The sequence below is a fragment of the Streptomyces sp. NPDC023481 genome (assembly GCF_055560195.1).
Genome location: NZ_JBVHJE010000001.1, coordinates 673066 through 693317, shown reverse-complemented (window position 1 = coordinate 693317; position 20252 = coordinate 673066). Strand labels below are relative to the sequence as shown.

Sequence of the window (20252 nt, the reverse complement as noted above, 5' to 3'; positions counted from 1 at the left end):
ACACCTGAAATGTCGATGGACATGACGACCGTCGGTGATCCCGGTCTCCTCGACACCCTCCAGCACGAGGTGGCGGTGTTCGCCCGCCGTGCCGAACAGACCCGGCTCGGCGGCGTCGGCCAGGTGCGCAACTCCATGGACCGCGCCGCGTATCTGCTGCTCAACCGCCTCGACAAGGAAGGCCCGATGGGTGTCAAGGCGCTCGCCGCGAGCATGGGGATCGACTCCTCCACGGTCACCCGGCAGGTGGCGCCCCTGGTCGACACCGGGCTCGTCAAGCGCACCTCGCACCCGGAGGACGGGCGTGCCGTGGTGCTCCAGCTCTCCCCGCGCGGCGCCGCCCGGCTGGAGGAGGTGCGCTCGTCCCGGCGTCAGCTCATGGCCGAGTTGACACACGACTGGGCGCCCGAGGAGCGCGAGCAGTTCTGCACGCTCCTCACCCGCTTCAACGTCGCGCTCTCCGCGCGGATGTCGGTGCAGGCGGTGCCCGCGGGGGAACAGCCGCCGGCCTCCTGAAGCCGCGTACCGCACGGCGGGCTCCGCGCCCCCGACCGCATCCCTTGACCACGCCCGTCGGCGCACCCTCCGACCACGCCCGTCGACCGCGCCCTCCGGCCGCGTCCCTCGACCGCATCCTTGGGCCGCGTCCCCTGACCGCATCCTTGGGCCGCGTCCCTTGACCGCACCTCTTGACCCGGGGGCCGTCGCTGGCCTCATATGAGACCGGATCCGACAGGACCCCGTCGGGGGGAGGCGTGGTGCGTGATCGGCGAGCGGCCCGCGATGCCCGCCGGGCCCGGGAGTTCGAGGCGTTCGTCGCGGGCGCGGCCGGGCGCCTGCTGCACGCCGCCGTGCTGCTCACGGCGGAGGCGCCGGACGCCACCCCGCGCGCGCGGCGCCTGCTGACGCTCGCCCTCGCGCACACCTACGCCCGCTGGGACCGGCTGCGCGGCGAGGATCCGTACGACTGTGCCCGCCAGTACCTCGCCACGCGCTTCGCGCGCGCCACCTGGCACCAGTACGGCGCCTTCGGCCGCGCCCGGCCGGATCCGCGCAGTCCGCTCGCCGCGCTCACGCCGCGGGAACGGCTCGTCCTGGTCCTGCGGCTGTACGAGGGAGTGGGCGAGGAACAGACGGCGGCGCTGCTCGGCCTGCCCGCGGAACGCGTCCACACCATCTGCGACCGCGCCACGGCCACCGTGCTCCACCCGGCCCGCCCTACGGCCGCCCGCCCGGCCAGTCCGAGGACGGCACTGTCATGAGCCGCCCCGCGCGCGGGAGGCCTGCGGACGCCGGGGTCCCGCGGGAGCGCCGGTTTGGTGGGGGGAGGCCGCGGTGAACCGGGGGGAGCGGGAGGCCGCCGTGCGGCGGATCATGGAGGGGGGCGTCGCACCGGTGCCGCCGGATCTGCACGGGGAAGCGGTGCGCCGCGGGAACCGCCGGCTGCGGCGGCGGCAGCTGGTCCGCCGGGTGCTGTGGCTGCTGGCGTGCGCGGCGGCCGTCGCGTTCGCGGTGTGGGCGGCCGACGCGCACCCGTGGGTGGAGCCGCCCTCGCAGACGACTCCACCGCTCACGGGCTGGTGACCCCGGCCGTCAGCCGAGGGCCTGCTTGAGGTCCTCCAGCAGGTCGTCGACGTTCTCGATGCCGACGGACAGGCGGACCAGGTCGGCCGGGACCTCCAGCGGGGAGCCGGCCGCGGAGGCGTGGGTCATCCGGCCGGGGTGCTCGATGAGGGACTCGACACCGCCGAGGGACTCGCCCAGGGTGAAGATCCGGGCGCGGTTGCACACCTCGACCGCGGCCGCCTCGCCTCCCTCGACCCGGAACGACACCATGCCGCCGAACGCCTTCATCTGCTTGACGGCGATGTCGTGGCCGGGGTGCTCGGGCAGCCCGGGGTAGCAGACGCCGGTCACCCGCGGGTGCCGGGTCAGCATGTCGGCGATCCTCGTGGCGTTCTCGCTGTGCCGGTCCATGCGCACGGCGAGGGTCTTGGTGCCGCGGAGCACCAGCCACGAGTCGAAGGGACCGGCGACGGCGCCCATCGCGTTCTGGTGGTAGGCCAGCTCCTCGCCGAGGCCGGGGTCGGAGACGATCAGCGCACCGCCGACCACGTCCGAGTGGCCGCCCATGTACTTGGTCAGGGAGTGCACGACGACGTCGGCGCCGAGCGAGAGCGGCTGCTGGAGGTAGGGGGTGGCGAAGGTGTTGTCGACGACCAGCTTGGCGCCCGCGTCGTGGGCGACCTGGGCGACGGCGGCGATGTCGGTGATGCCGAGCAGCGGGTTGGAGGGGGTCTCCACCCAGACGGCCTTGGTCTTCGGGGTGATCGCGGCGCGGACGGCGGCCGGGTCGCTGGTGTCGGCGACCGACCATTCCACGCCCCAGCGGGTGGCGACCTTGGCGAAGAGGCGGAAGGTGCCGCCGTAGGCGTCGTTGGGGATCACCACGTGGTCGCCGGGGGTGAGCAGCGTACGCAGCAGGGTGTCCTCGGCCGCCAGGCCGGACGCGAAGGCGAGGCCGCGGCGACCGCCCTCCAGCGCGGCGAGGTTCTCCTCCAGGGCGGTGCGGGTCGGGTTGGCGCTGCGGCTGTACTCGTAGCCGCCGCGCAGCCCTCCGACGCCGTCCTGCTTGTAGGTCGAAACCTGGTAGATCGGCGGGACGACCGCGCCGGTGAGGGGATCCGCGGTGTTGCCCGCGTGGATCGCGAGGGTTTCGAAGTGCTGGCTGATGTGGCTGTCACTCATGTGTACCGAGCGTAGTCCGCCCGGCCCGTTCCCGATGCCCGCCAAGAGGGATTCGTCCTGCCTTGCAATGCTGCCGTCATGCTCCGGGCGGCCGGGGGGCGGCTCCGGTCACGGCCGCGCCCGCTCCGGGGGGGACTGTCACGCGTCTCTGTCATGCCCTGTCCGGCCTGGCAGGCCCTGACATGCCCTGGTCGGGAGTTTTCCACAGGTGGGCGGAGGGGTTCGCCAATTGTCGGCGGCGTCTGGAACCCTTGGGGCATGGCGATTCTCTGGCTGCTCATGGCGCTGCTCATGCTGAGCTTCGTGCTGCTGCCGCTGATGCGGCGCAGGCGCGGGGTGATCGAGCAGGTTCCCCCGGGACACCCGGACGCCGCCGACCCGGCGGACTACGGCTTCATGCGCCAGGAGGAGCTGGACGTGCGCCTGCCCGGCCCGGACGACGACCTGCTGGCGGTCCTGGAGCTGGTGCAGCGCACCCGGGACTACCGGGCCGCGGCCCAGCTGCTGGCCGGCACCGAGGCCGAGGGCGAGCTGCGCTGGCAGCGGGTGCAGGCCTTCGCGGGCGCCGCCGCGCTGGAGCTCCAGCAGCGGCCGGGCGGGGTGCACGAGGCGCCGGGCGGCCAGTGGCTGCGGGTCTGGCGGGCCGAGCAGCCCAAGGACGCGGGCGCCGCCGCGGTCCACGCGGAGTTCCTGGTGCAGCAGGCCTGGCGGACGGCGACGCCGGGCACGGACGAGTTCCGGATCATCATGGAGGAGGCCCGGGACGCCTGCGGGCAGGCGGCCCTGCTGGCCCCCGGCGACCCGGTGCCGTATGTCATCGAGCTGGCCATCGCGCGCGGGCTGGCCTATCCGCCGGCCGAGTTCGACCAGCTGTGGCTGAAGATCCTCGACCGCGCCCCGCACCACATGGGCGCGCACCTGGCCGCGCTGCACTACTGGTGCGAGAAGTGGCACGGCTCGCGCGAGCAGGCGTACTCCTTCGCGGAGGCCGCCGCGACCCGTGCCCCGGCGGGCTCGCTGCTCGCCGCGCTGCCGCTGTTCGCGGTGTTCGAGCACCTCCCTGAGGTGAACCTGGTCGCGAGTTTCTACCAGAGCGAGGTCGTCACCAGGGCGATCCACGGCGCGCTGCACGCGGTGCAGTCGGCCCGCCCCGACGACCCGACGCTCCCGCACGTACGGCATCTCCTGCTGTACTTCCTGGTTCGCGCCGAGCGCTGGGCGGAGGCCATGCAGCAGCTGATACACATCGACGGGCACGTCGGGGCGCTGCCGTGGACGCTGACCGACGACCCGGCCGCCGCGTTCGCCCTCCACCGTGCGCTGGCGGTGGCCGGTTACGAGGCCAACGGCGGAAGCCCGGCGAGCCTCCCCGGCTGACGGCCGCCCGGTGTCCCCGGCTGACGGCCGCCCGGTGACGTCCCGGTCGGCGTCCTGACCGACGGGCCCCCGCCCGCGCCCCCGGCCGCCGCCCCCCTCCCCCACCGGCTCCCGACCCCAACCCCCCCTTCCCCTCCTCCCTATTCAATTGCCCTCCTGACCTGCGGTAGGGCATACTCCGCATCCCCCCACACAGCACCACCGGCACCACCCGTACACCCGTACCACCCGCCCCGACCGGCCCCGCCGGTTCGGTTTTCTGTCATGTTCCTTTCGAGGTCCTGTGGGGGGATCTGCCCGATGGGCGCTACTCTGCGCGCGCTGCGCGCCCTCGTCCTGCTGCTCGGCTTCTATCTGCTGAGCCTCGTCCTGCTCGCCGCGCTGATCGGCATCGACGTCCTCGTCTTCAGCTGGGGACACGGCCCGCTCACGGTGAAGGTCGGCTTCTTCACGGTGCTGCTGGCCATCCCCGTCGTCCGCGGCATGCTCATGCTGCGCACCCCCAAGGGCGACGACGGCCCCGGCGTCCCGGTCACCGAGGCCGACGAGCCCCGGCTGTGGGCGCTGGTCCGGGAGCTGGCCGCGGCGGCCGGTACCCGCGCCCCCGACCGGATCCTGCTCACCGGCGAGGTCAACGCGTCCGTCAGCGAGCGTCCGCGGCTGCTCGGCCTGTTCCCCGGCCCGCGCCACCTCCACCTCGGCGTCCCGCTGCTGATCGGTCTGACCGAGGCCCAGCTGAGGTCCGTACTGGCCCACGAGTTCGGGCACTTCACCGGAGGGGACACCCGGCTGTCCGCGCTCGTCGTGCGCGGGCGCGTGCAGATCGGCCGGGTCATCGGCCAGTTCCTCGCGAAGGCGGACGACAAGGTGGCCGCCGACCGGGCCCGGCAGGAGAGGGCGTCCGCCAAGCGGGTCGCCAAGGGCAAGAAGGCCAAGCGGATCGACACGACCGGCGCCGGGGCGACGTACCGGATGATGGCGCGGATCTACACCGCCTACGGCAGGTTCTACCTGCGCGCCACGCTGGCCACCGCGCGCGGCCAGGAGTTCGCCGCCGACCTGCTGGCCGCCCGGATCGCCGGACGGGACGCGACCGCGTCGGCGCTGCGGGAGATCCCGGTGCTGTCCGCCTCCCACGACTTCTACCTGGAGTCGTACGCCACCCTGGGCCTGCAGGCCCGGCTGCTGCCGCCGCGCGGCGAGTTCTTCGGCGGCTTCGGCCGGCTGCTGACGGCCCGTGAGCTGGAACTGGTTGACCTCCGCGCCGAGTTGCCGGAGGAGCCGGCGGGGCCGTACGACTCGCACCCGCCGATCGCCGAGCGGGTCCGCCGGATCGAGGCGCTGCCCGCCGACGGCCGCGCGGACGAGGCGAAGGGGGCGGCGCTGGCCCTGCTGACCGACCCGGCGCGCACGCTGGGCGGCCTGGAGGACGCGGTCCTGGTGGACGAGCTGCTCGGCTACCCGCGCGCGGCCGGCTGGCAGGAGCTGCTGGACGCCTCGATGGCCGCGGGCCTGTCGGTGGCGCAGACCCCGCTGCACCAGGCGCTGGCCGCATACACCGGGCAGCCGGCGACGCTGCCGGCGCTGCTGGACGTCATCGACGACGGCCGGCTGTGGCGGCTGGCGGAGCGGCTGCCTCTGTCGGAGGAGGCGGCGGCCGCGAAGGGGCGGGCGTTCCGCGAGTTCGTACGGCCTGTGCTGCGCCGCTCGTTGCGCACCATGGTGCTGGCCGAGTTCAGCTCCCGTTCGCTGCTGCACTGGGACTTCTCCTGGACGCGCCCGGCGTCCGTGCGGTTGCCCGGCTGGGGTTCGCAGACGCGGGACGAGGGCCCCGAGGCGGCGCTGGAGGAGGCCGTGGGCGAGGCGCTCGCCGACCACCCGGACACCACGCGGCTGCGGGCGCTGCTGCCCCCGGCGACCCAGCCCGTCTGACCGGCCCCATCCCGCGGCCCCACCCCGCACGCCCGCCCCGCCGCCGTCCCCACCGTCGTCCCGCCGCCGTCCCCCGAGAAGGAAACGAACCCACCCCGATGACCGTCCTCTTCTGGATCCTGGGCGCCCTGGCCGTTCCCACGCTGATCTTCGTGCTCTGGCTGGCCTGGGTGTTCCTGAAGGAGCTGTTCCACCCGACCCCCGACGACGACGGGGAGGCGGCGCAGGCCGCCGAGGCCGCGCGGGCCGCGGAGCAGCTCGGCCTGCTGCCGGCCGAGCGGCAGAACACCGATCTGGCCGCGCCCCTGCCGGCCGAGTGGGCCACCGCGCTCGCCGCGGTGCGCGGCGGCGACTGGCGGCCGGCCGCCGACCTGCTCGCGTCGGTCGGCCGGGACTGGGAACGCCGGTCGGCGGTGGCCCTGCTGCTGGCCGAGCGCGCGGCCGAGGAGGACGACTGGCTGCTGGAGTGGGAGGCCGCCCGGCGGGACGATCCGGACGCGGCCGTGGTCCGGGCGCGCAGCACGGTGATCCTGGCCTGGCAGCTGCGGGGCGGCAAGAGGGCCGAGTACACGACCGGGGAGCAGTTCGACGCCTTCCACCGCACGCTGGCCAGTGCCCGTGAGGAGATCGCCCGGGCGGCGGCGCTGAACCCGGACGACCCGACGCCGTACATCGCGGAGATCTGGGTGGCGCTGGGCCTCGGCTATTCGAACGCCCAGCTGGACGAGGTCTGGGCGGAGATCACCGCGCGGGCCCCGCACCACTACGAGGCGCACTTCTCGGCGTTGCAGTACTGGTGCGCGAAGTGGCGCGGCTCCCAGCGGCTGGCCACCGAGTTCGCCGAGCGGGCGGCGGCCGACGCGCCGCCGGGCAGCCTGCTGACGGCGCTGCCGCTCATCGCGCACTTCGAGCACGACGAGTCGGAGGACACCGCCGCCGACAACACGCCGCGGATGCTGGCCCGGGTCGACGCGGCCCTCGCGGACGCGGCGGCGGCCGACCCGTCCCACCCGCGGCTGGCGGAACTGCGTCACCTGCTCGCGTTCTACCTGCACCTGCAGGACCGCAACGAGGCGGCGCTGGAGCAGTTCAAGCTGGTCGACGGCCATGTGAACGCGCTGCCGTGGCGCTACCGCGGGAACAAGGCCGGGTACTACTGCCAGGTCCGCGACACCGTCGTGCGGACGGTGGCGCAGGCAGCGGCGGCGAGCGCCTGACCGGCCCCCGCAGGGTGCCCCCGCGCCGCCGGTGCCGGCCCGGACGGGAGCGGCCCGGGGAAACCGCGCGGGCACCCGCCGGGACGCTCCCTGTCCTGCGGGGGCGCTTCCCCGCCAGGTCGGTCAGATCGTGGCCGTGTCGATGACGAAGCGATAGCGGACGTCGCTCGCCTGCACCCGCTCGTACGCCTCGTTGACCTCGGCGGCGCTGATCAGCTCGATCTCGGCGCCGATCCCGTGCTCGTCACAGAAGTCCAGCATCTCCTGGGTCTCGCGGATGCCGCCGATCATGGAGCCGGCGAGCGTCTTGCGGCCGTTGATCACGGAGAACAGGCTGAGCGAGACGGGCTCCTCGGGCGCGCCCACGTTCACCAGGGCGCCGTCGACCTTGAGCAGCGACAGCAGCGCGCCGAAGTCCATCGGCGCCGACACGGTCGAGACGATCAGGTCGAAGGTGCCGGCCAGCTCCTCGAAGGTCTTCGGGTCGCTGGTGGCGTGATAGTGGTCGGCGCCCAGCTTCAGGCCGTCGTCCTTCTTGCGCAGCGACTGGGACAGGACCGTCACCTCGGCGCCCATGGCGTGCGCGATCTTGACGCCCATGTGGCCGAGGCCGCCGAGACCGACGATCGCGACCTTCTTGCCGGGGCCGGCGCCCCAGTGCTTGAGCGGGGAGTACAGGGTGATGCCCGCGCACAGCAGCGGCGCGGCCACGTCCAGGGCGAGCCCGTCGGGGATGCGGACGACGTAGTTCTCGTCGACGACGATCTTCTCGGAGTAGCCGCCGTAGGTGGGCTCGCCGTCCTTGCCGACGGCGTTGTAGGTGCCGACCATGCCGTTGAGGCAGTACTGCTCCTCGCCTCGCCGGCAGTTCTCGCACTCGCGGCAGGAGTCGACCATGCAGCCGACGCCCACGTGGTCGCCGACGCGGAACCTCGTCACGCCGGAGCCGACCTCGGAGACGACGCCCGCGATCTCGTGACCGGGGACCATCGGGAAGATCGCCTCGCCCCAGCCCTCGCGGACCTGGTGGATGTCGGAGTGGCAGATACCGGCGAACTTGATGTCGATCAGGACGTCAAACTCGCCGACCGCGCGCCGCTCGATGGTCGTCCGCTCCAGCGGGGCCTTCGCGGCGGGCGCGGCGTACGCAGCAACAGTGGTCATGCGGGGGTATCTCCTAGCACGGGGGGTCGCGTGCCCGGCTGTCTTCCCGCCGGGCACGGTGTCCAGCGTGCCCCGCGAAGCGCGGTCCACCCAGGCCACGCCTTTGCGTACGACCGCGGTGCCTACCACTGGCGGGGTCAGGCTCGGGTGCGTACGACCGGGAATACTGGGACGCATGGACAGCAGGGACGAACAGCCGGACGCGACCGTGGCCACCGGCCGGCCCCTGGACCGGCGGGCGGAGCTGAGCGAGTTCCTGCGCAGCCGGCGGGCCCGGCTGAAGCCCGAGGACGTGGGTCTGGCCCCGTTCGGGCGGCACCGGCGGGTGCCGGGGCTGCGCCGCGAGGAGCTGGCGCAGCTGGCCGGGGTGTCGGTGGCGTACTACACGCGGCTGGAGCAGGGCAACGGACGGAACGTGTCGGCGGAGGTGCTGGACTCGATCGCCCGGGCGCTGCGGCTGACGGACGCCGAGCACGCGCACCTCACCCATCTGGCGAAGCCGAAGGCGCACAAGAAGAAGCCGGCGGCGCGCCAGCAGCAGGTGCGGGGGGCGCTGTGGCAGCTGCTGGACTCGATGGAGGGCGTGCCGGCGTACATCGTGGGCCGGCGCACGGAGATCCTCGCCTGGAACCGGATGGCGGCGGCCGTCTTCGGTGACTGGGCGGAGCTGCCGGCGGCCGAGCGGAACTGGTCGCGGCTGGTCTTCCTGCGCCCGGACTACCGGGAGCTGTTCGTCGACTGGGAGCAGAAGGCGATCGACATCGTCTGCGCGCTGCGCATGGACGCGGGCTGCTATCCGGACGATCCGCGGCTGTCGGCGCTGGTGGGCGAGCTGTCCGTGAAGAGCGAAGAGTTCCGCCGGCTGTGGGCGACGCACGACGTCAAGGAGAAGAGCCATGGCGTCAAGGAGCTGCACCACCCCCTGGTGGGCGACCTGGCCCTGCGGTTCGAGAGCTTCCGGCTGACGGACGGCTCGGAGCAGTCCCTGCTCACGTACCACGCCGAGCCGGACTCCCCCACCGCGGACTCCCTCCGCCTGCTGGCCAGCTGGGGCACGGACGCGAACCGCGCGGCGACGCGGTGAGGGGCACACCGGAGGCGGACCTCCGGTGTGCCCCTCGTCAGGGAGCGCTACGGCCTACTTGCCGGAGTACGCGTTGTAGATCGTGATCTCCGACGTGTTGCCCTTCTTGTCGGTGATCTTGGCGCGGAACGAGATCGCCTTGTTCTTCGCCGGGTTCTTCACGGTGATCCTGCCGTTCTTGACGGTGACCTTCTTGAAGTTCTTGCCGTCGTAGGAGACGTAGACGGCGAGGGACTTCAGGTTGCCGCCGGCGGCGGAGCCCTCGACGGTGACCGGGAAGGTGACCGTCTTGCCGGCCGCGACCCGGCTGTCCAGGCCGGTGGTGGCGCCGAAGTGCAGCGACGAGGCGGGCAGCTGGACGAAGTTCGCCGGCTTCTTGGAGCGGAAGGTCCAGGCCGCGTCGATGCGCGTCGAGGCCTGCGCCAGCTTCGCGGACCGCTTGACCGAGGTGGTCAGCTTGTACGCGGCGTCACCGGCCGGCACGGTGAAGGGCTCGCCGTAGAGCGGGTCGTCGTTGGAGCCGACCTTGGTGCCGTTGCGGTACAGCGTGGTGTTCACCGAGGTGAACAGCGAGTACCCGTTGTGGCCGGCGGAGTCGGCGACCAGCGGCAGCGAACCGGTGATCTGGTTGCCGTCGCGGAAGATGCCGAGGCCCTTGGCGACGTGCGGGCCGAAGACCGCGGTGTTGACCGTCTTGGTGTAGGTCCTGCCGGCCTTGAAGCCGAACTGGCCGAGGGAGTAGCCGGCCTCGTAGACCGGGAAACCGTCCTGGTCGACCCCGCCGTTCTGCTCGAACTGCAGCTGCCACTGCACGCCACCGGTGGCGGACAGGTGCAGGGTGCGGGTGCCGGGCAGGTTCTGCGGGAGGCTGATGGAGGAGGCGCCGGAGCTGCCGGGCAGCCAGCCCACCGCGTCGACCGAGCCCTTCTTGCCGCTCGCCGCCGCGCCCATGCGGACCTTCACCGTGGCCAGGTCGCCCGCCTTGTAGTGCTTGGTGTAGCCGGTGGCGAGCTGCTTGACGGCACCGCCGGCGGTGACGTCGTACTCCTCGGTCGCGCCCTTGCTCCAGTGGGCGTCCCACTGCTGGCGCAGCGTACCGGCCGGCAGCTGCGGGCCCAGGTGGGCGGTGCGGAAGCCCTTGAACGAGTCGAGGAACCAGCCGTAGCCGTACTGGCCGTCGCCGATCGTGACGTCGAACTCCGGGGAGGCGAACCGGGACGTGACGCCCGAGGCCGGGATGGTGACGTCCACCGGCCTGGTCTTGCGCGCGTCGATGGTGACCGTCTGCTTCTTGGTGACGGTCAGCTTCGGCTGCGCGATCCAGTCGATGCCCTTGGCGGGGTTCTGCGGGTCGGTGAAGATAGAGGTGTTCAGGATGTACGTGCCCTTGGGCGCGCGCACCTTCACCGTGCCGGACGTGTCGTACGGGCTCAGCGTCAGGCCGTTGGCCAGGCCCGCGACGCCGTTGACGTCGGCGCTGTAGTTCGGGGTCGGCTTGCCGTCACGGCCGATGAACTTGAGCGTGAGGTCGTAGGACTCCACCTCGCGCTGCACCGCGGCGGCCGTGCGGACCGTCTGGCCGGCGCCGGTCGCCGTCACGTACGCCGAGTAGGCGCCGTCGAGGGTGCCGCCCAGCTTGGTGTCGACGGTGAGGTTCACCGAGGCCTTGCCGTGCGCCGGTACGGTCACCGTCGTCGCGCCGAGCGTGAAGAAGCCCGCCGGGGCCGCGGCGCCCTTGGGGCCGGTGGCGGTGCTGGACAGGGCCAGCGTGACGTCCTTGTCGCCCAGGTTGCGGTACGTCACCTTCTTGGTGACCGGCTTGTCGTCGGTGTGCGGCCACTGCTGCACACCGAAGCTCACCGAGACCGGGTCGGCGACGATCGACTGCTTGATCGCCTTGTCGACCTGGATCCGGCCCGAACCCTGCTGGAACGGGGTGTACTTGTCGTCCTTGGCGGAGCCGGTGAGGGCGCCCTTGAGCTCGGCGTAGCCCCAGTCGGGGTGCTCCTGCTTCAGGATGGCGGCGGCGCCCGCGACGTGCGGGGTGGCCATCGAGGTGCCGGAGATGGTCAGGTAGCCCTCGGGCTTCTCACCGACCTCCTTGTCGATGACGCTTCCCTTGGCCGCGGCGGCGGTGATGTCCACACCGGGCGCGGTGACGTCCGGCTTGATGGCGCCGTCGCCGGTGCGCGGGCCGGTGGAGGAGAAGTCGGCGAGCTTGTCCTGCTTGTCGACGGCGCCGACGGTGAGCGCGGCGTCCGCGCTGCCCGGCGAACCGATCGACTGGGGGCCGTCGTTGCCCGCGGCGATCGCGAACAGGATGCCCTTCTCGGCGGAGAGCTTGTTGACCTCGGCTTCGAGCGGGTCGACCTCGGGGGTGTCGTAGCCGCCGAGGCTCAGGTTGATGACGGAGGCGCCCTGGGAGGCCGCCCACTCCATGCCGGCGAGGATGCCGGAGTCGTCACCGGAGCCGGAGTCGTCCAGCACCTTGCCGTTGAGGAGTTTGGCGTCCGGGGCCACACCCTTGTACTTGCCGCCCGACTTGGCGCCGGTGCCCGCCACGATGGAGGCGACGTGCGTGCCGTGGCCGAAGTGGTCGGTGGCGTCGGCGGCCGAGGTGAAGTTCCTGGACTCGATCACCTGGTTCTTCAGGTCCGGGTGGCTGGTGTCCACGCCGGTGTCCAGGACGGCGACCTTCACGCCCTTGCCGGTGAAGCCGGCCTTCCAGGCGGTGGGCGCGCCGATCTGCGGCACGGACTTGTCGAGGGAGGCCTTGCGGACCCCGTCGAGCCAGACGTGCGCGATGCCGGAGGCGGTGCGGTCGCCGTTGGTGACGGCGTGCCACAGCTCGGCGGTGGCCTTGGCCGGGGTCTGCACGGCGTCCGCGTTGAGCGCCTTCAGGCTGCGGCGCAGGGTGCCCGCGTCCCGGACGTCGGCCTTGGCGGCGGTGGCGGTGCCGCGGTAGCCGACGATGACCTTCAGGCCGTTCTTCTGGGCCTTGCGGGTGGCGGCCTTGTTCAGCTCGGTGACGTCGAACAGGCGCTGGTCCAGCGTGCCGGAGGCGACCAGGCGGGCCGCGTCGGCCGGGACGACCAGCGTGTGCCCGGCGGCCTTGCGGACCTGGAACGGTATGTGCTCGCGTCCCTTGGCCCGCTCCAGGCCGACGACCCGGCCCTTGGCGTCGAGGGCGACCCGGTCGCCGGTGATGAGGGTGACGTGGTGCTTGGCAGTGGCCCGGGCGGCGGCGGTGGCGGCCGTCGGGGCGCTCGCGGTCTTCGCCGACGCCGGGCTGGTCATACCCGCTGCGAGGGCGACCGCTGCGGCCGTTGCCACGGTGGCCGCAGCCGCTTCTCTCACTTGTCTGCGCAAGTTCTCCCCCTGGAGATGAGGTGCCGGGCGAATTCCCCGTTCACCCGGTCGGGGGTGGACTCGCACGTGTGCACGTCAACCCCCCGGGTCACGAAGTATGCCGGGGGGTGATCACACGGCTCAATAGACGAGAGGAAGGTGAGAAAGCGCATCCAGAAACTGTTACGCGCCGGCCGGGACACCGTTACAGAATCGCGAAGTCCCTTGTGTTCCGGAGGTGTTATACGACGTCAGGTCGCCGCGTTCTCCTTCACCGTGATCTTTCCCCTGCGCAGGGTCGCCACCCGCGGGGCCCGCTTCGCCAGCGCGGAGTCGTGGGTGACCATGATGAAGGTCAGCCCGTGCTCCCGCCACAGCCGTTCCAGTACGTCCATGATCTCGTCCCGCGTGCCCTCGTCCAGGTTGCCGGTCGGCTCGTCGGCCAGCAGCACCTTGGGCTTCTTCACCAGGGCCCGGGCGATGGCGACGCGCTGCTGCTGGCCCCCGGACATCTCCGAGGGCAGATGGGCGAGGCGCTCGCCGAGGCCCACCGACTCCAGTGCCTCGGCGGCCAGTTCACGGCGTTCCTTCCCCTTGATGCCGAGCGGTACGAGGGCCGTCTCGACGTTCTCCTGGGCGGTGAGGGTCGGAATGAGGTTGAAGGACTGGAAAACGAAGCCGATGTTCTCGCTGCGGACCCGGGTCAGCCGGGATTCGGTCAGCCTGGCCAGATCGGTGCCGTCGAAGAAGACTTCTCCGGCGGTGGGGCGGTCGAGTGCGCCGAGCATTTGCAGAAGGGTGGATTTCCCGCCGCCCGTCGGGCCCTGGATGACGAGTCGGTCCCCGTCGGCGATGGTGAGGTCTATTCCGTCGAGGGCGAGGACGGTGTCCTTGCCCCTGGTGTAGCGCTTGGTGACGTTCTTCAGTTCGTACATGGTGGCTCCGGGGTCCGTTCCGGGTGGGTGCGCGTCGTCTTCGGCTGCCGGTCCGCGGGGGCTGGTCGCGCGTTTCCTCGCGCCCCTGCCGTTCTCGCCCGTGCCGTCAGGGTGAGCGTCACTCCACCCGCCGGAGGGCGTCCGCCGGGCGGAGGCGGGAGGCCCGCCAGCCGCCGAACGCGCCCGCGATCAGGCCGCCGGCCACCGCGAGGCCCACGGCCAGGACGATCGTCGTCACGCTGACCGGGGCGGTGAGCGCGACCTCCAGCGTCCTGGCCGTCCCGCGGCCGCCGAGACCGCCACCGCCGAAGCCACCGCCGCCGAATCCGCCGCCGCCTCCCGGGCCGCCTGCGCTGCCGCTCGCGCCGCCGAGCCGGGCCTGGAGGCCGGGGCTGATCGCGGTGACGGCGTACGCGCCGGCCAGGCCGAGGGCGATACCGAGGACGCCGCCGACCAGGCCGTTGACGACGGCCTCGCCGACCACCTGACGGGTCACCCGGCCGGACTTCCAGCCCAGCGCCTTCAGCGTGCCGAACTCGCGGACGCGGCGGGAGACCGCCGAGGAGGTGAGCAGGCCGGCCACCAGGAACGCGGCCACCAGCACCGCGAGGGACAGCCACCTGCCGACGTTGGCGGCGAGGGAGGACGCGGTGGACAGCGAGCCGGAGACGGTGTCCGCGAGGTCGGCGGAGGTGGTGACCGTCGTACCCGGGACGTTCTTCTGGATCGCCGACTTGACGTCGCCGATCTTCTGGGAGTCGGTCGCCTTGACGTAGATCGTGGTGACCTTGTCCTTCGAGTCGCTCAGGGTCTGCGCCTGCTTCAGCGGCACGTACAGGTTGGCCGCCGGGTCACCGCTGTCGGCGGTGGCCACACCGATCACCTTGTACCCGACGCCCTTGACGGTGACGGTGGAGCCGACCTTGTACTTCTTCTGCTTGGCGTAGGCGGAGTCGACCACGGCGACCTCGGCGTCCGTCTCGGTCGCCTTGAACCCGCGGCCGCTGGTGATCTTCGAGGAGGTCAGCGGGCCGAGACCGGGCTTGGTGACGTCGGTGCCGTAGACGGTGTAGCTGTTGACGTCGAAGTCGGCGCCGCCGCCCTGTACTTCACCCTGCGGCCGGCCGCTTCCGCCGCCCCGCTGGTATCCGCCGGTGCCCCCGGTGCCGTTCTGCCGGAACTGGCCGCGCGTGAACTGGCCGCTGACCTTGAGGACCTGAAGGCTCAGCCCGCCGACCGCGTCCGAGACACCGGACTGCGCGCCGACCTTGGTCACCGTGGCGGCGGGCAGCGTCTGGAAGCCCTGCACCATGACGCGGTCGCTGCTCTGCTTCGAGTCGTCGTCGTTGCTGCGCGCGCCGAACCGGAAGCGGGGCCGCTGGGCGTCCCCGGTGGGGGCCGACGCCGCCTTGGTGACCGTCATGTCCGTCCCCAGGCCGTACAGCGACTGCAGGACCTTGTCCTGGGCCTTGCCCATGCCGCTGGACACGGAGTCGACCACGATGACCAGCGCGATGCCCAGGGCGAGGCCGGAGGCGACGACGAGGGCCGCCTTTCTACGGCGGCGCAGCTCGCGCCTCAGGTAGGTGAAGAACATGCGCCGCAAGGTAGGTACGGCGCGTGATGACTCGATAAGGGCGTCATAAAAGGAGCATGAGAACCCGTGAAACACCGGTGCCGCCCCTGGGGGCGGCACCGGCGGAGAGCTGCGGGGAGGGCGGTCAGACGGCCGAACCGGCCTTCCACTGCGCCCAGTCCATGTTCCAGCCGTTGAGGCCGTTGTCCGGCGAGACGGTCTTGTCGCCGGTGTGCTGGACGACCACGACGTCACCGATCAGCGTGTGGTTGTAGAACCAGGCCGCCGGCGTGCTCGGGTCGTCGGCACCCTTGGCGTCCCGGAGGCCGACGCAGCCGTGACTGGTGTTGACGCTGCCGAACACCGAGGGCGCACCCCAGTAGTTGCCGTGGATGAAGGTGCCGGAGGTGGTCAGGCGCATGGCGTGCGGCACGTCCTTGATGTCGTACTCGCCCTTGCCGTCGGAGTCCTTGAAGCCGACCGTGGCACCGTTCATGCGGGTCTGCTTGAACTTCTCGGAGATCACCATCTGGCCCTCGTACGTCTTCTTGTCGGGGGCGCCGGCGGAGATCGGGATGGTCTTGACGACCTTGCCGTCCTGCGTGACCTTCATCTGGTGGGTCTGCGCGTCGACGTAGGAGACCTGGTTGCGGCCGATGTGGAAGGTGACCGTCTTCTGCTGGACGCCGTGGACGCCCGGCGCGCCCTCGACGCCGTCGAGGGCCAGCTTCAGGGTGACGGTGGAGCCTTCCTTCCAGTACTCCTCCGGGCGGCAGTCCATGCGGTTGGCGTTGAACCAGTGGCAGGCGACGTCCTGGCCGCTGGTGGAGCTGACCGTGATGCCCTTCTGCACGGCCGCCTTGTTGGTGATCGCCTTGTCGAAGTTGATCGACACCGGCATGCCGACGCCGACCGTCGAGCCGTTGTCCGGGGTGAAGCTGCCGATGAAGCTGTTGGCCGGGGAGACCGTGGTGAAGGACGCGTTCTCGTGGGCTATGCGGCCCTCGGAGTCCTTGGCCTCGGCGGCGACCTTGTAGGTGGTGGAGCGGTCCAGCTGGGCGCTGGGCTTCCAGCTCTTCTTGTCGGCGGACAGCTGACCGGTGACGGCCTTGCCGTCCTGGGTGGTCAGCGTGACGCCCGTGAGCGTGCCCTTGCTGACCGTGACGATGCCGGAGTTGTTGATCGAGGCGTTGTCGGAGCCGTCCTTCGGCGTGATCGAGATCTGGGCCTGCGACGACTTCTTGGCCGCCGCCTCGTCGACCTTGGCCTGCGAGGTGTCTCCGCTGCCACTGCCGGAGGCGTCGGCGTTTCCGCCGGAGCAGGCCGTCAGTACCAGCACACCGCCGAGCAGAGCGGACGCGGCCGTCAGCCGGCGCCGCTTACTGTCCGTCATCACAAGCTTCTCCATCGTTGCCGAGTAGCGATTACCCCGAGAGTCCCCCGCCGAGAACCTTCAACGCTACGGCCGGCTCGCCCCGTTCCCCAGCCCGTGGCTCTGTGGGGCATCCCACGTCCGCCGCGAACGCGGTCGCGGGTGGTGCGGGATCCGGTCCGTACGCCCCCAGGGACGACAAAACCCCGGACGGCGGTTGCCGTCCGGGGTTCTGGGTGCCCCGGGACGCTCAGCCGATGCCGTCCTCTTCGTCGTCCTCCCCATCATCCTCGTCCAGGTCCCAGTCGGGCGAGTCCGGGTCGTAGTCGATCCGCTCACTGGACCAGGACGCCTGCTGGAGCTCCACCCCGGGCACCTCGCTGACCAGGTCGAACGGGTCCACGAGATAGGCCAGGGCCTCCGCGGTGTCTTCCGTCACAGCACCCTCGGCGTGGGCCCGCTCCCCCTCCGGCAGCTCCGGGTCCTCGGCGATCCGGCGCAGCGCGGCCTTGGCCACCGCGTCGTCGTCGTGCACCTCCAGCACCAGCTCCACCCGAAGCCGCACAAACCGTGATGTCTCTTCAGCGCTCATGCCGGGAGCGTACGACCGAAACCTCCCGTGACTTTCCTGTGACCCGCGACTTTCACTAACATCGCCCCACACGGCCAATTCGCCAGCGTCACAAGGGGATCGATATTCCGTGTCATCCGCTCGCCGTCCGCTGCTGACCGCCACCGCCGCGGGCACCCTGCTCTGCGCGCTGTGGTTCGTCCCGTCCGCGAACGCCTCGCAGGACGCCCCGGCGAGAGACACCGCGGCCACCTCCGTCTCGCCGCATGTGGCGCAGGTCACGCAGGCCAGGGCGGTGACGGCGGCGGCCGCCGGGTCCGCGGACCGGGCGGTGGAGACCGAACTGGCCGACACGGGAAGCTTCGACACCACCCCGTACGTCATCGGCGGCAGTCTCTTCCTCGCCGTGGGCGCCGGGTTCGTCGTGTACTCGGTGCGCAGGGAGCGCCTGGGCTTTTAATTGTCCTTGACGGAGCTTTGACAGCCGCCACATAGTTCGCCCATGAAGAGATCATCGGGCGTGCGGCTGTGCGCCACCGCGGCTGTGAGCGCAGTGTCACTCGCCTTCGTCACGGGGTGTGGCGGCGGGGGATCGAAGGCGTCCGGGAGTGTCCCGGGCAAGGACGGGGCGACGTCCGCCGCGAAGGCGCTGAGCGCCGCCGAGTTGAAGAAGGCGATCATCGCGCAGGGGGACGTGCCCGGGTACAAGGTGGGTGCCGTCGAGGGCGGTGTCCCCGACCGGACCAGGGTCACGACCGACGACGCCAGCTGCGAGCCGGTGCTGCGGGCGTTCACCGCCATCGCGCCCGGTGACCCGGCGGCGCACACCAGCCGTATGGCCACGGAGGAGAAGAAGGACCCGACGGACGGCGCCACGTCCCCGGACGACCTGGCGAGCGGCAAGTTCGAGGAGGCGCTCGGCAGGTCCATGGACCTGGACGTCACCGTGGTCACTCTGGCCTCGTACGACGGGGACGGCGCCGAGCGGGGCCTGAAGGCGGTCTCCGACGCGGTCAAGGCCTGCGCGGGCGGCTTCTCCGGCGATCAGGACGGCGAGAAGGGCAGGTACACCAAGGTCGCCGAGGAGAAGTCCTCCGGCACCGGTGACGCGTCGGTGGCCTTCACCGGGACCAACGACGCGGGCAAGGACGGGGCCCTGCCGCTGCACGCCGAGGTCGTGCGGCACGGGAACACCCTCGCGGTGTACACCACGATCAACATCGGCGCGATGATGAGCAAGAAGGCGTACACGGTCTCCGCTCCGGTGGTGAAGGCGCAGGCCGCCAAGCTGAAGTGACGTTTTCCCTGGTGACACCGAGGGGCCCCGGCCGGTGCCGGGACCCCTCGCGCGTTCACTGGAGCGGGCCGGTGACCTTCTCCACGGCCGCCACCAGCTCGCCGCCGCGCACGAACGCGTCGGCGGCGGCCAGGTCGGGCGCGAGGAAGCGGTCCGGACCGGGTCCCTGCACCCCGGCGGCCCGTACGGCATCGATGACGGCCCGGGTGGCGGGCGACGGGGTGAGGCCCTCGCGCAGCTCGACGGCGCGGGTGGCCGCGTACAGCTCGATGGCGACGACCCGGGTGAGGTTGTCGACGGCGGTGCGCAGCTTGCGCGCGGCCGACCAGCCCATGGAGACGTGGTCCTCCTGCATGGCGGAGGACGGGATGGAGTCCGCGGAGGCCGGTACGGCCAGCCGCTTCAGCTCGCTGACCAGCGCGGCCTGCGTGTACTGGGCGATCATCAGACCGGAGTCGACACCGGCGTCGTCCGCGAGGAACGGCGGCAGCCCGTGGCTGCGGTTCTTGTCCAGCAGCCGGTCGGTGCGGCGCTCGGCGATGGAGCCGAGGTCGGCGGCGGCGATGGCGAGGAAGTCCAGGACGTAGGCCACGGGCGCGCCGTGGAAGTTGCCGTTCGACTCCACGCGGCCGTCGGGCAGCACCACCGGGTTGTCGACGGCGGAGGCCAGCTCGCGCTCGGCGACCAGGCGGGCGTGCGCGAGGGTGTCGCGTCCGGCGCCGGCGACCTGCGGGGCGCAGCGCACGGAGTAGGCGTCCTGGACGCGCGGGGCGTCGTCCTGGTGGTGCCCGGTGAGCCCCGAACCCTTTAGCACGGCCAGCATGTTGGCGGCGCTGGCACCCTGGCCCGGGTGGGGCCGGATGGCGTGCAGCTCCGGCGCGAGCACCTTGTCCGTGCCGAGCAGCGCCTCCAGGCTGAGGGCGGCGGTGATGTCGGCGGACGTGTACAGGGTGCCGAGGTCGGCGAGGGCCATGATCAGCATGCCGAGCATGCCGTCGGTGCCGTTGAGGAGGGCGAGGCCCTCCTTCTCGCGCAGTTCGACAGGCCGGATCCCGTGCTCGGCGAGCAGCTCGCCGGCGGGCCGTACGACGCCGTCGGGGCCCTCGGCGTCCCCCTCGCCCATGAGCGCGAGGGCACAGTGGGACAGCGGGGCCAGGTCGCCGGAGCAGCCGAGCGAGCCGTACTCGTGCACGACCGGGGTGATGCCGGCGTTCAGCACGTCGGCCATGGTCTGGGCGACCTCGGGCCGCACGCCGGTGTGTCCGGAGCAGACGGTCTTGAGCCGCAGGAACATCAGGGCCCGTACGACCTCCCGCTCGACCCGGGGCCCCATGCCGGCGGCGTGCGAGCGGACGATGTTGCGCTGCAGCTGGGCGCGCAGTTCCGGGCTGATGTGCCGGGTCGCCAGGGCGCCGAAGCCGGTGGAGACGCCGTAGACCGGTTCCGGCTTGGCCGCGAGGGCGTCCACGATCTCCCGGGCCGCCGCGAGGGCCGCCACGGCTTCGGCCGACAGCTCGATGCGGGCACCGCCGCGCGCCACGGCGAGAACGTCGGACGCCGTGACCCCGGACGTCCCCACCACCACAGTGTGCATATCCATATTCAGGAGCGTACGCATTGAATGCGATGGT

The 20252-nt window shown here is 71.8% G+C and carries 17 protein-coding genes; 9 read left to right on the top strand and 8 right to left on the bottom strand.

The window, feature by feature from the left end; genetic code table 11:
• Nucleotides 1-9: 9 nt before the first annotated feature.
• From ACZ3ZD_RS03300 to ACZ3ZD_RS03290, 3 genes are all read left to right on the top strand, one after another.
• On the top strand, nucleotides 10-516 hold the full coding sequence (locus ACZ3ZD_RS03300; protein WP_467393299.1) for a MarR family winged helix-turn-helix transcriptional regulator: 507 nt from the start codon (nucleotides 10-12) through the stop codon (nucleotides 514-516).
• Nucleotides 517-758: 242 nt separating this feature from the next.
• Nucleotides 759-1262, top strand: a complete 504-nt coding sequence (locus ACZ3ZD_RS03295) for a sigma factor-like helix-turn-helix DNA-binding protein (RefSeq protein ID WP_467392907.1) — start codon at nucleotides 759-761, stop codon at nucleotides 1260-1262.
• 73 nt (nucleotides 1263-1335) lie between these two features.
• Nucleotides 1336-1584: a hypothetical protein gene (locus ACZ3ZD_RS03290; protein ID WP_467392905.1), complete on the top strand. Its 249-nt coding sequence runs from the start codon at nucleotides 1336-1338 to the stop codon at nucleotides 1582-1584.
• A gap of 9 nt (nucleotides 1585-1593) precedes the next feature.
• Here ACZ3ZD_RS03290 and ACZ3ZD_RS03285 read toward each other — a convergent pair whose 3' ends face one another.
• Complete coding sequence (locus tag ACZ3ZD_RS03285) at nucleotides 1594-2748, bottom strand: cystathionine gamma-synthase (protein WP_467392903.1); 1155 nt, start codon at nucleotides 2746-2748, stop codon at nucleotides 1594-1596.
• A gap of 258 nt (nucleotides 2749-3006) precedes the next feature.
• On the opposite strand from ACZ3ZD_RS03285, the gene ACZ3ZD_RS03280 reads away from it, so the two are divergent.
• From ACZ3ZD_RS03280 to ACZ3ZD_RS03270, 3 genes are all read left to right on the top strand, one after another.
• Nucleotides 3007-4125, top strand: coding sequence for a hypothetical protein (locus ACZ3ZD_RS03280; RefSeq protein ID WP_467392901.1), 1119 nt, complete (start codon nucleotides 3007-3009; stop codon nucleotides 4123-4125).
• Nucleotides 4126-4425: 300 nt separating this feature from the next.
• Complete coding sequence (locus ACZ3ZD_RS03275; RefSeq protein ID WP_467392899.1) at nucleotides 4426-6057, top strand: M48 family metalloprotease; 1632 nt, start codon at nucleotides 4426-4428, stop codon at nucleotides 6055-6057.
• A 98-nt stretch (nucleotides 6058-6155) separates the two neighbouring features.
• Entirely contained in the window at nucleotides 6156-7274 is a 1119-nt protein-coding gene (locus ACZ3ZD_RS03270) for a hypothetical protein (protein WP_467392897.1), read from the top strand.
• Between the two features lie 123 nt (nucleotides 7275-7397).
• On the opposite strand, the gene ACZ3ZD_RS03265 is transcribed toward ACZ3ZD_RS03270, so the two are convergent.
• On the bottom strand, nucleotides 7398-8438 hold the full coding sequence (locus tag ACZ3ZD_RS03265) for an NAD(P)-dependent alcohol dehydrogenase (protein WP_467392895.1): 1041 nt from the start codon (nucleotides 8436-8438) through the stop codon (nucleotides 7398-7400).
• 175 nt (nucleotides 8439-8613) lie between these two features.
• On the opposite strand from ACZ3ZD_RS03265, the gene ACZ3ZD_RS03260 reads away from it, so the two are divergent.
• Nucleotides 8614-9522, top strand: coding sequence for a helix-turn-helix domain-containing protein (locus tag ACZ3ZD_RS03260; protein WP_467392893.1), 909 nt, complete (start codon nucleotides 8614-8616; stop codon nucleotides 9520-9522).
• Nucleotides 9523-9576: 54 nt separating this feature from the next.
• Here ACZ3ZD_RS03260 and ACZ3ZD_RS03255 read toward each other — a convergent pair whose 3' ends face one another.
• The 5 genes from ACZ3ZD_RS03255 to ACZ3ZD_RS03235 all read right to left on the bottom strand — a co-directional run bounded on the left by ACZ3ZD_RS03255 (nucleotide 9577) and on the right by ACZ3ZD_RS03235 (nucleotide 17345).
• Complete coding sequence (locus tag ACZ3ZD_RS03255) at nucleotides 9577-12879, bottom strand: S8 family peptidase (protein ID WP_467392891.1); 3303 nt, start codon at nucleotides 12877-12879, stop codon at nucleotides 9577-9579.
• A 242-nt stretch (nucleotides 12880-13121) separates the two neighbouring features.
• Nucleotides 13122-13805 (bottom strand): ABC transporter ATP-binding protein, encoded by a 684-nt coding sequence (locus ACZ3ZD_RS03250; RefSeq protein WP_467392889.1) that lies wholly within the window; start codon nucleotides 13803-13805, stop codon nucleotides 13122-13124.
• A gap of 118 nt (nucleotides 13806-13923) precedes the next feature.
• On the bottom strand, nucleotides 13924-15402 hold the full coding sequence (locus ACZ3ZD_RS03245; protein ID WP_467392887.1) for an ABC transporter permease: 1479 nt from the start codon (nucleotides 15400-15402) through the stop codon (nucleotides 13924-13926).
• A 124-nt stretch (nucleotides 15403-15526) separates the two neighbouring features.
• Nucleotides 15527-16774 carry a L,D-transpeptidase gene (locus tag ACZ3ZD_RS03240; protein ID WP_467392885.1) on the bottom strand — a complete coding sequence of 416 codons (1248 nt, stop codon included), beginning with the start codon at nucleotides 16772-16774 and terminating at the stop codon, nucleotides 15527-15529.
• Between the two features lie 229 nt (nucleotides 16775-17003).
• The gene (locus ACZ3ZD_RS03235; protein WP_467392883.1) at nucleotides 17004-17345 is read right to left on the bottom strand and encodes a hypothetical protein; all 342 of its coding nucleotides are present in this window, start codon (nucleotides 17343-17345) and stop codon (nucleotides 17004-17006) included.
• Between the two features lie 109 nt (nucleotides 17346-17454).
• On the opposite strand from ACZ3ZD_RS03235, the gene ACZ3ZD_RS03230 reads away from it, so the two are divergent.
• Both ACZ3ZD_RS03230 and ACZ3ZD_RS03225 read left to right on the top strand, forming a co-directional pair.
• Nucleotides 17455-17784 (top strand): hypothetical protein, encoded by a 330-nt coding sequence (locus ACZ3ZD_RS03230; RefSeq protein WP_467392881.1) that lies wholly within the window; start codon nucleotides 17455-17457, stop codon nucleotides 17782-17784.
• A gap of 42 nt (nucleotides 17785-17826) precedes the next feature.
• A complete protein-coding gene (locus ACZ3ZD_RS03225; RefSeq protein ID WP_467392879.1) occupies nucleotides 17827-18621 on the top strand; it encodes a hypothetical protein in 795 nt (264 codons plus the stop codon).
• A gap of 55 nt (nucleotides 18622-18676) precedes the next feature.
• Here ACZ3ZD_RS03225 and hutH read toward each other — a convergent pair whose 3' ends face one another.
• Nucleotides 18677-20215, bottom strand: coding sequence for a histidine ammonia-lyase (hutH, locus tag ACZ3ZD_RS03220; RefSeq protein ID WP_467393297.1), 1539 nt, complete (start codon nucleotides 20213-20215; stop codon nucleotides 18677-18679).
• Nucleotides 20216-20252 lie beyond the last annotated feature (37 nt).

Bases quoted from the DNA above. Each gene is read 5' to 3' on its own strand.
- ACZ3ZD_RS03245 (WP_467392887.1), bottom strand. From the start codon at position 15,402: ATGTTCTTCACCTACCTGAGGCGCGAGCTGCGCCGCCGTAGAAAGGCG.
- ACZ3ZD_RS03250 (WP_467392889.1), bottom strand. From the start codon at position 13,805: ATGTACGAACTGAAGAACGTCACCAAGCGCTACACCAGGGGCAAGGAC.
- ACZ3ZD_RS03240 (WP_467392885.1), bottom strand. From the start codon at position 16,774: ATGACGGACAGTAAGCGGCGCCGGCTGACGGCCGCGTCCGCTCTGCTC.
- ACZ3ZD_RS03260 (WP_467392893.1), top strand. From the start codon at position 8,614: ATGGACAGCAGGGACGAACAGCCGGACGCGACCGTGGCCACCGGCCGG.
- ACZ3ZD_RS03270 (WP_467392897.1), top strand. From the start codon at position 6,156: ATGACCGTCCTCTTCTGGATCCTGGGCGCCCTGGCCGTTCCCACGCTG.
- ACZ3ZD_RS03225 (WP_467392879.1), top strand. From the start codon at position 17,827: ATGAAGAGATCATCGGGCGTGCGGCTGTGCGCCACCGCGGCTGTGAGC.
- ACZ3ZD_RS03285 (WP_467392903.1), bottom strand. From the start codon at position 2,748: ATGAGTGACAGCCACATCAGCCAGCACTTCGAAACCCTCGCGATCCAC.
- ACZ3ZD_RS03300 (WP_467393299.1), top strand. From the start codon at position 10: ATGTCGATGGACATGACGACCGTCGGTGATCCCGGTCTCCTCGACACC.
- ACZ3ZD_RS03265 (WP_467392895.1), bottom strand. From the start codon at position 8,438: ATGACCACTGTTGCTGCGTACGCCGCGCCCGCCGCGAAGGCCCCGCTG.
- ACZ3ZD_RS03275 (WP_467392899.1), top strand. From the start codon at position 4,426: ATGGGCGCTACTCTGCGCGCGCTGCGCGCCCTCGTCCTGCTGCTCGGC.
- hutH (WP_467393297.1), bottom strand. From the start codon at position 20,215: ATGCACACTGTGGTGGTGGGGACGTCCGGGGTCACGGCGTCCGACGTT.
- ACZ3ZD_RS03235 (WP_467392883.1), bottom strand. From the start codon at position 17,345: ATGAGCGCTGAAGAGACATCACGGTTTGTGCGGCTTCGGGTGGAGCTG.
- ACZ3ZD_RS03280 (WP_467392901.1), top strand. From the start codon at position 3,007: ATGGCGATTCTCTGGCTGCTCATGGCGCTGCTCATGCTGAGCTTCGTG.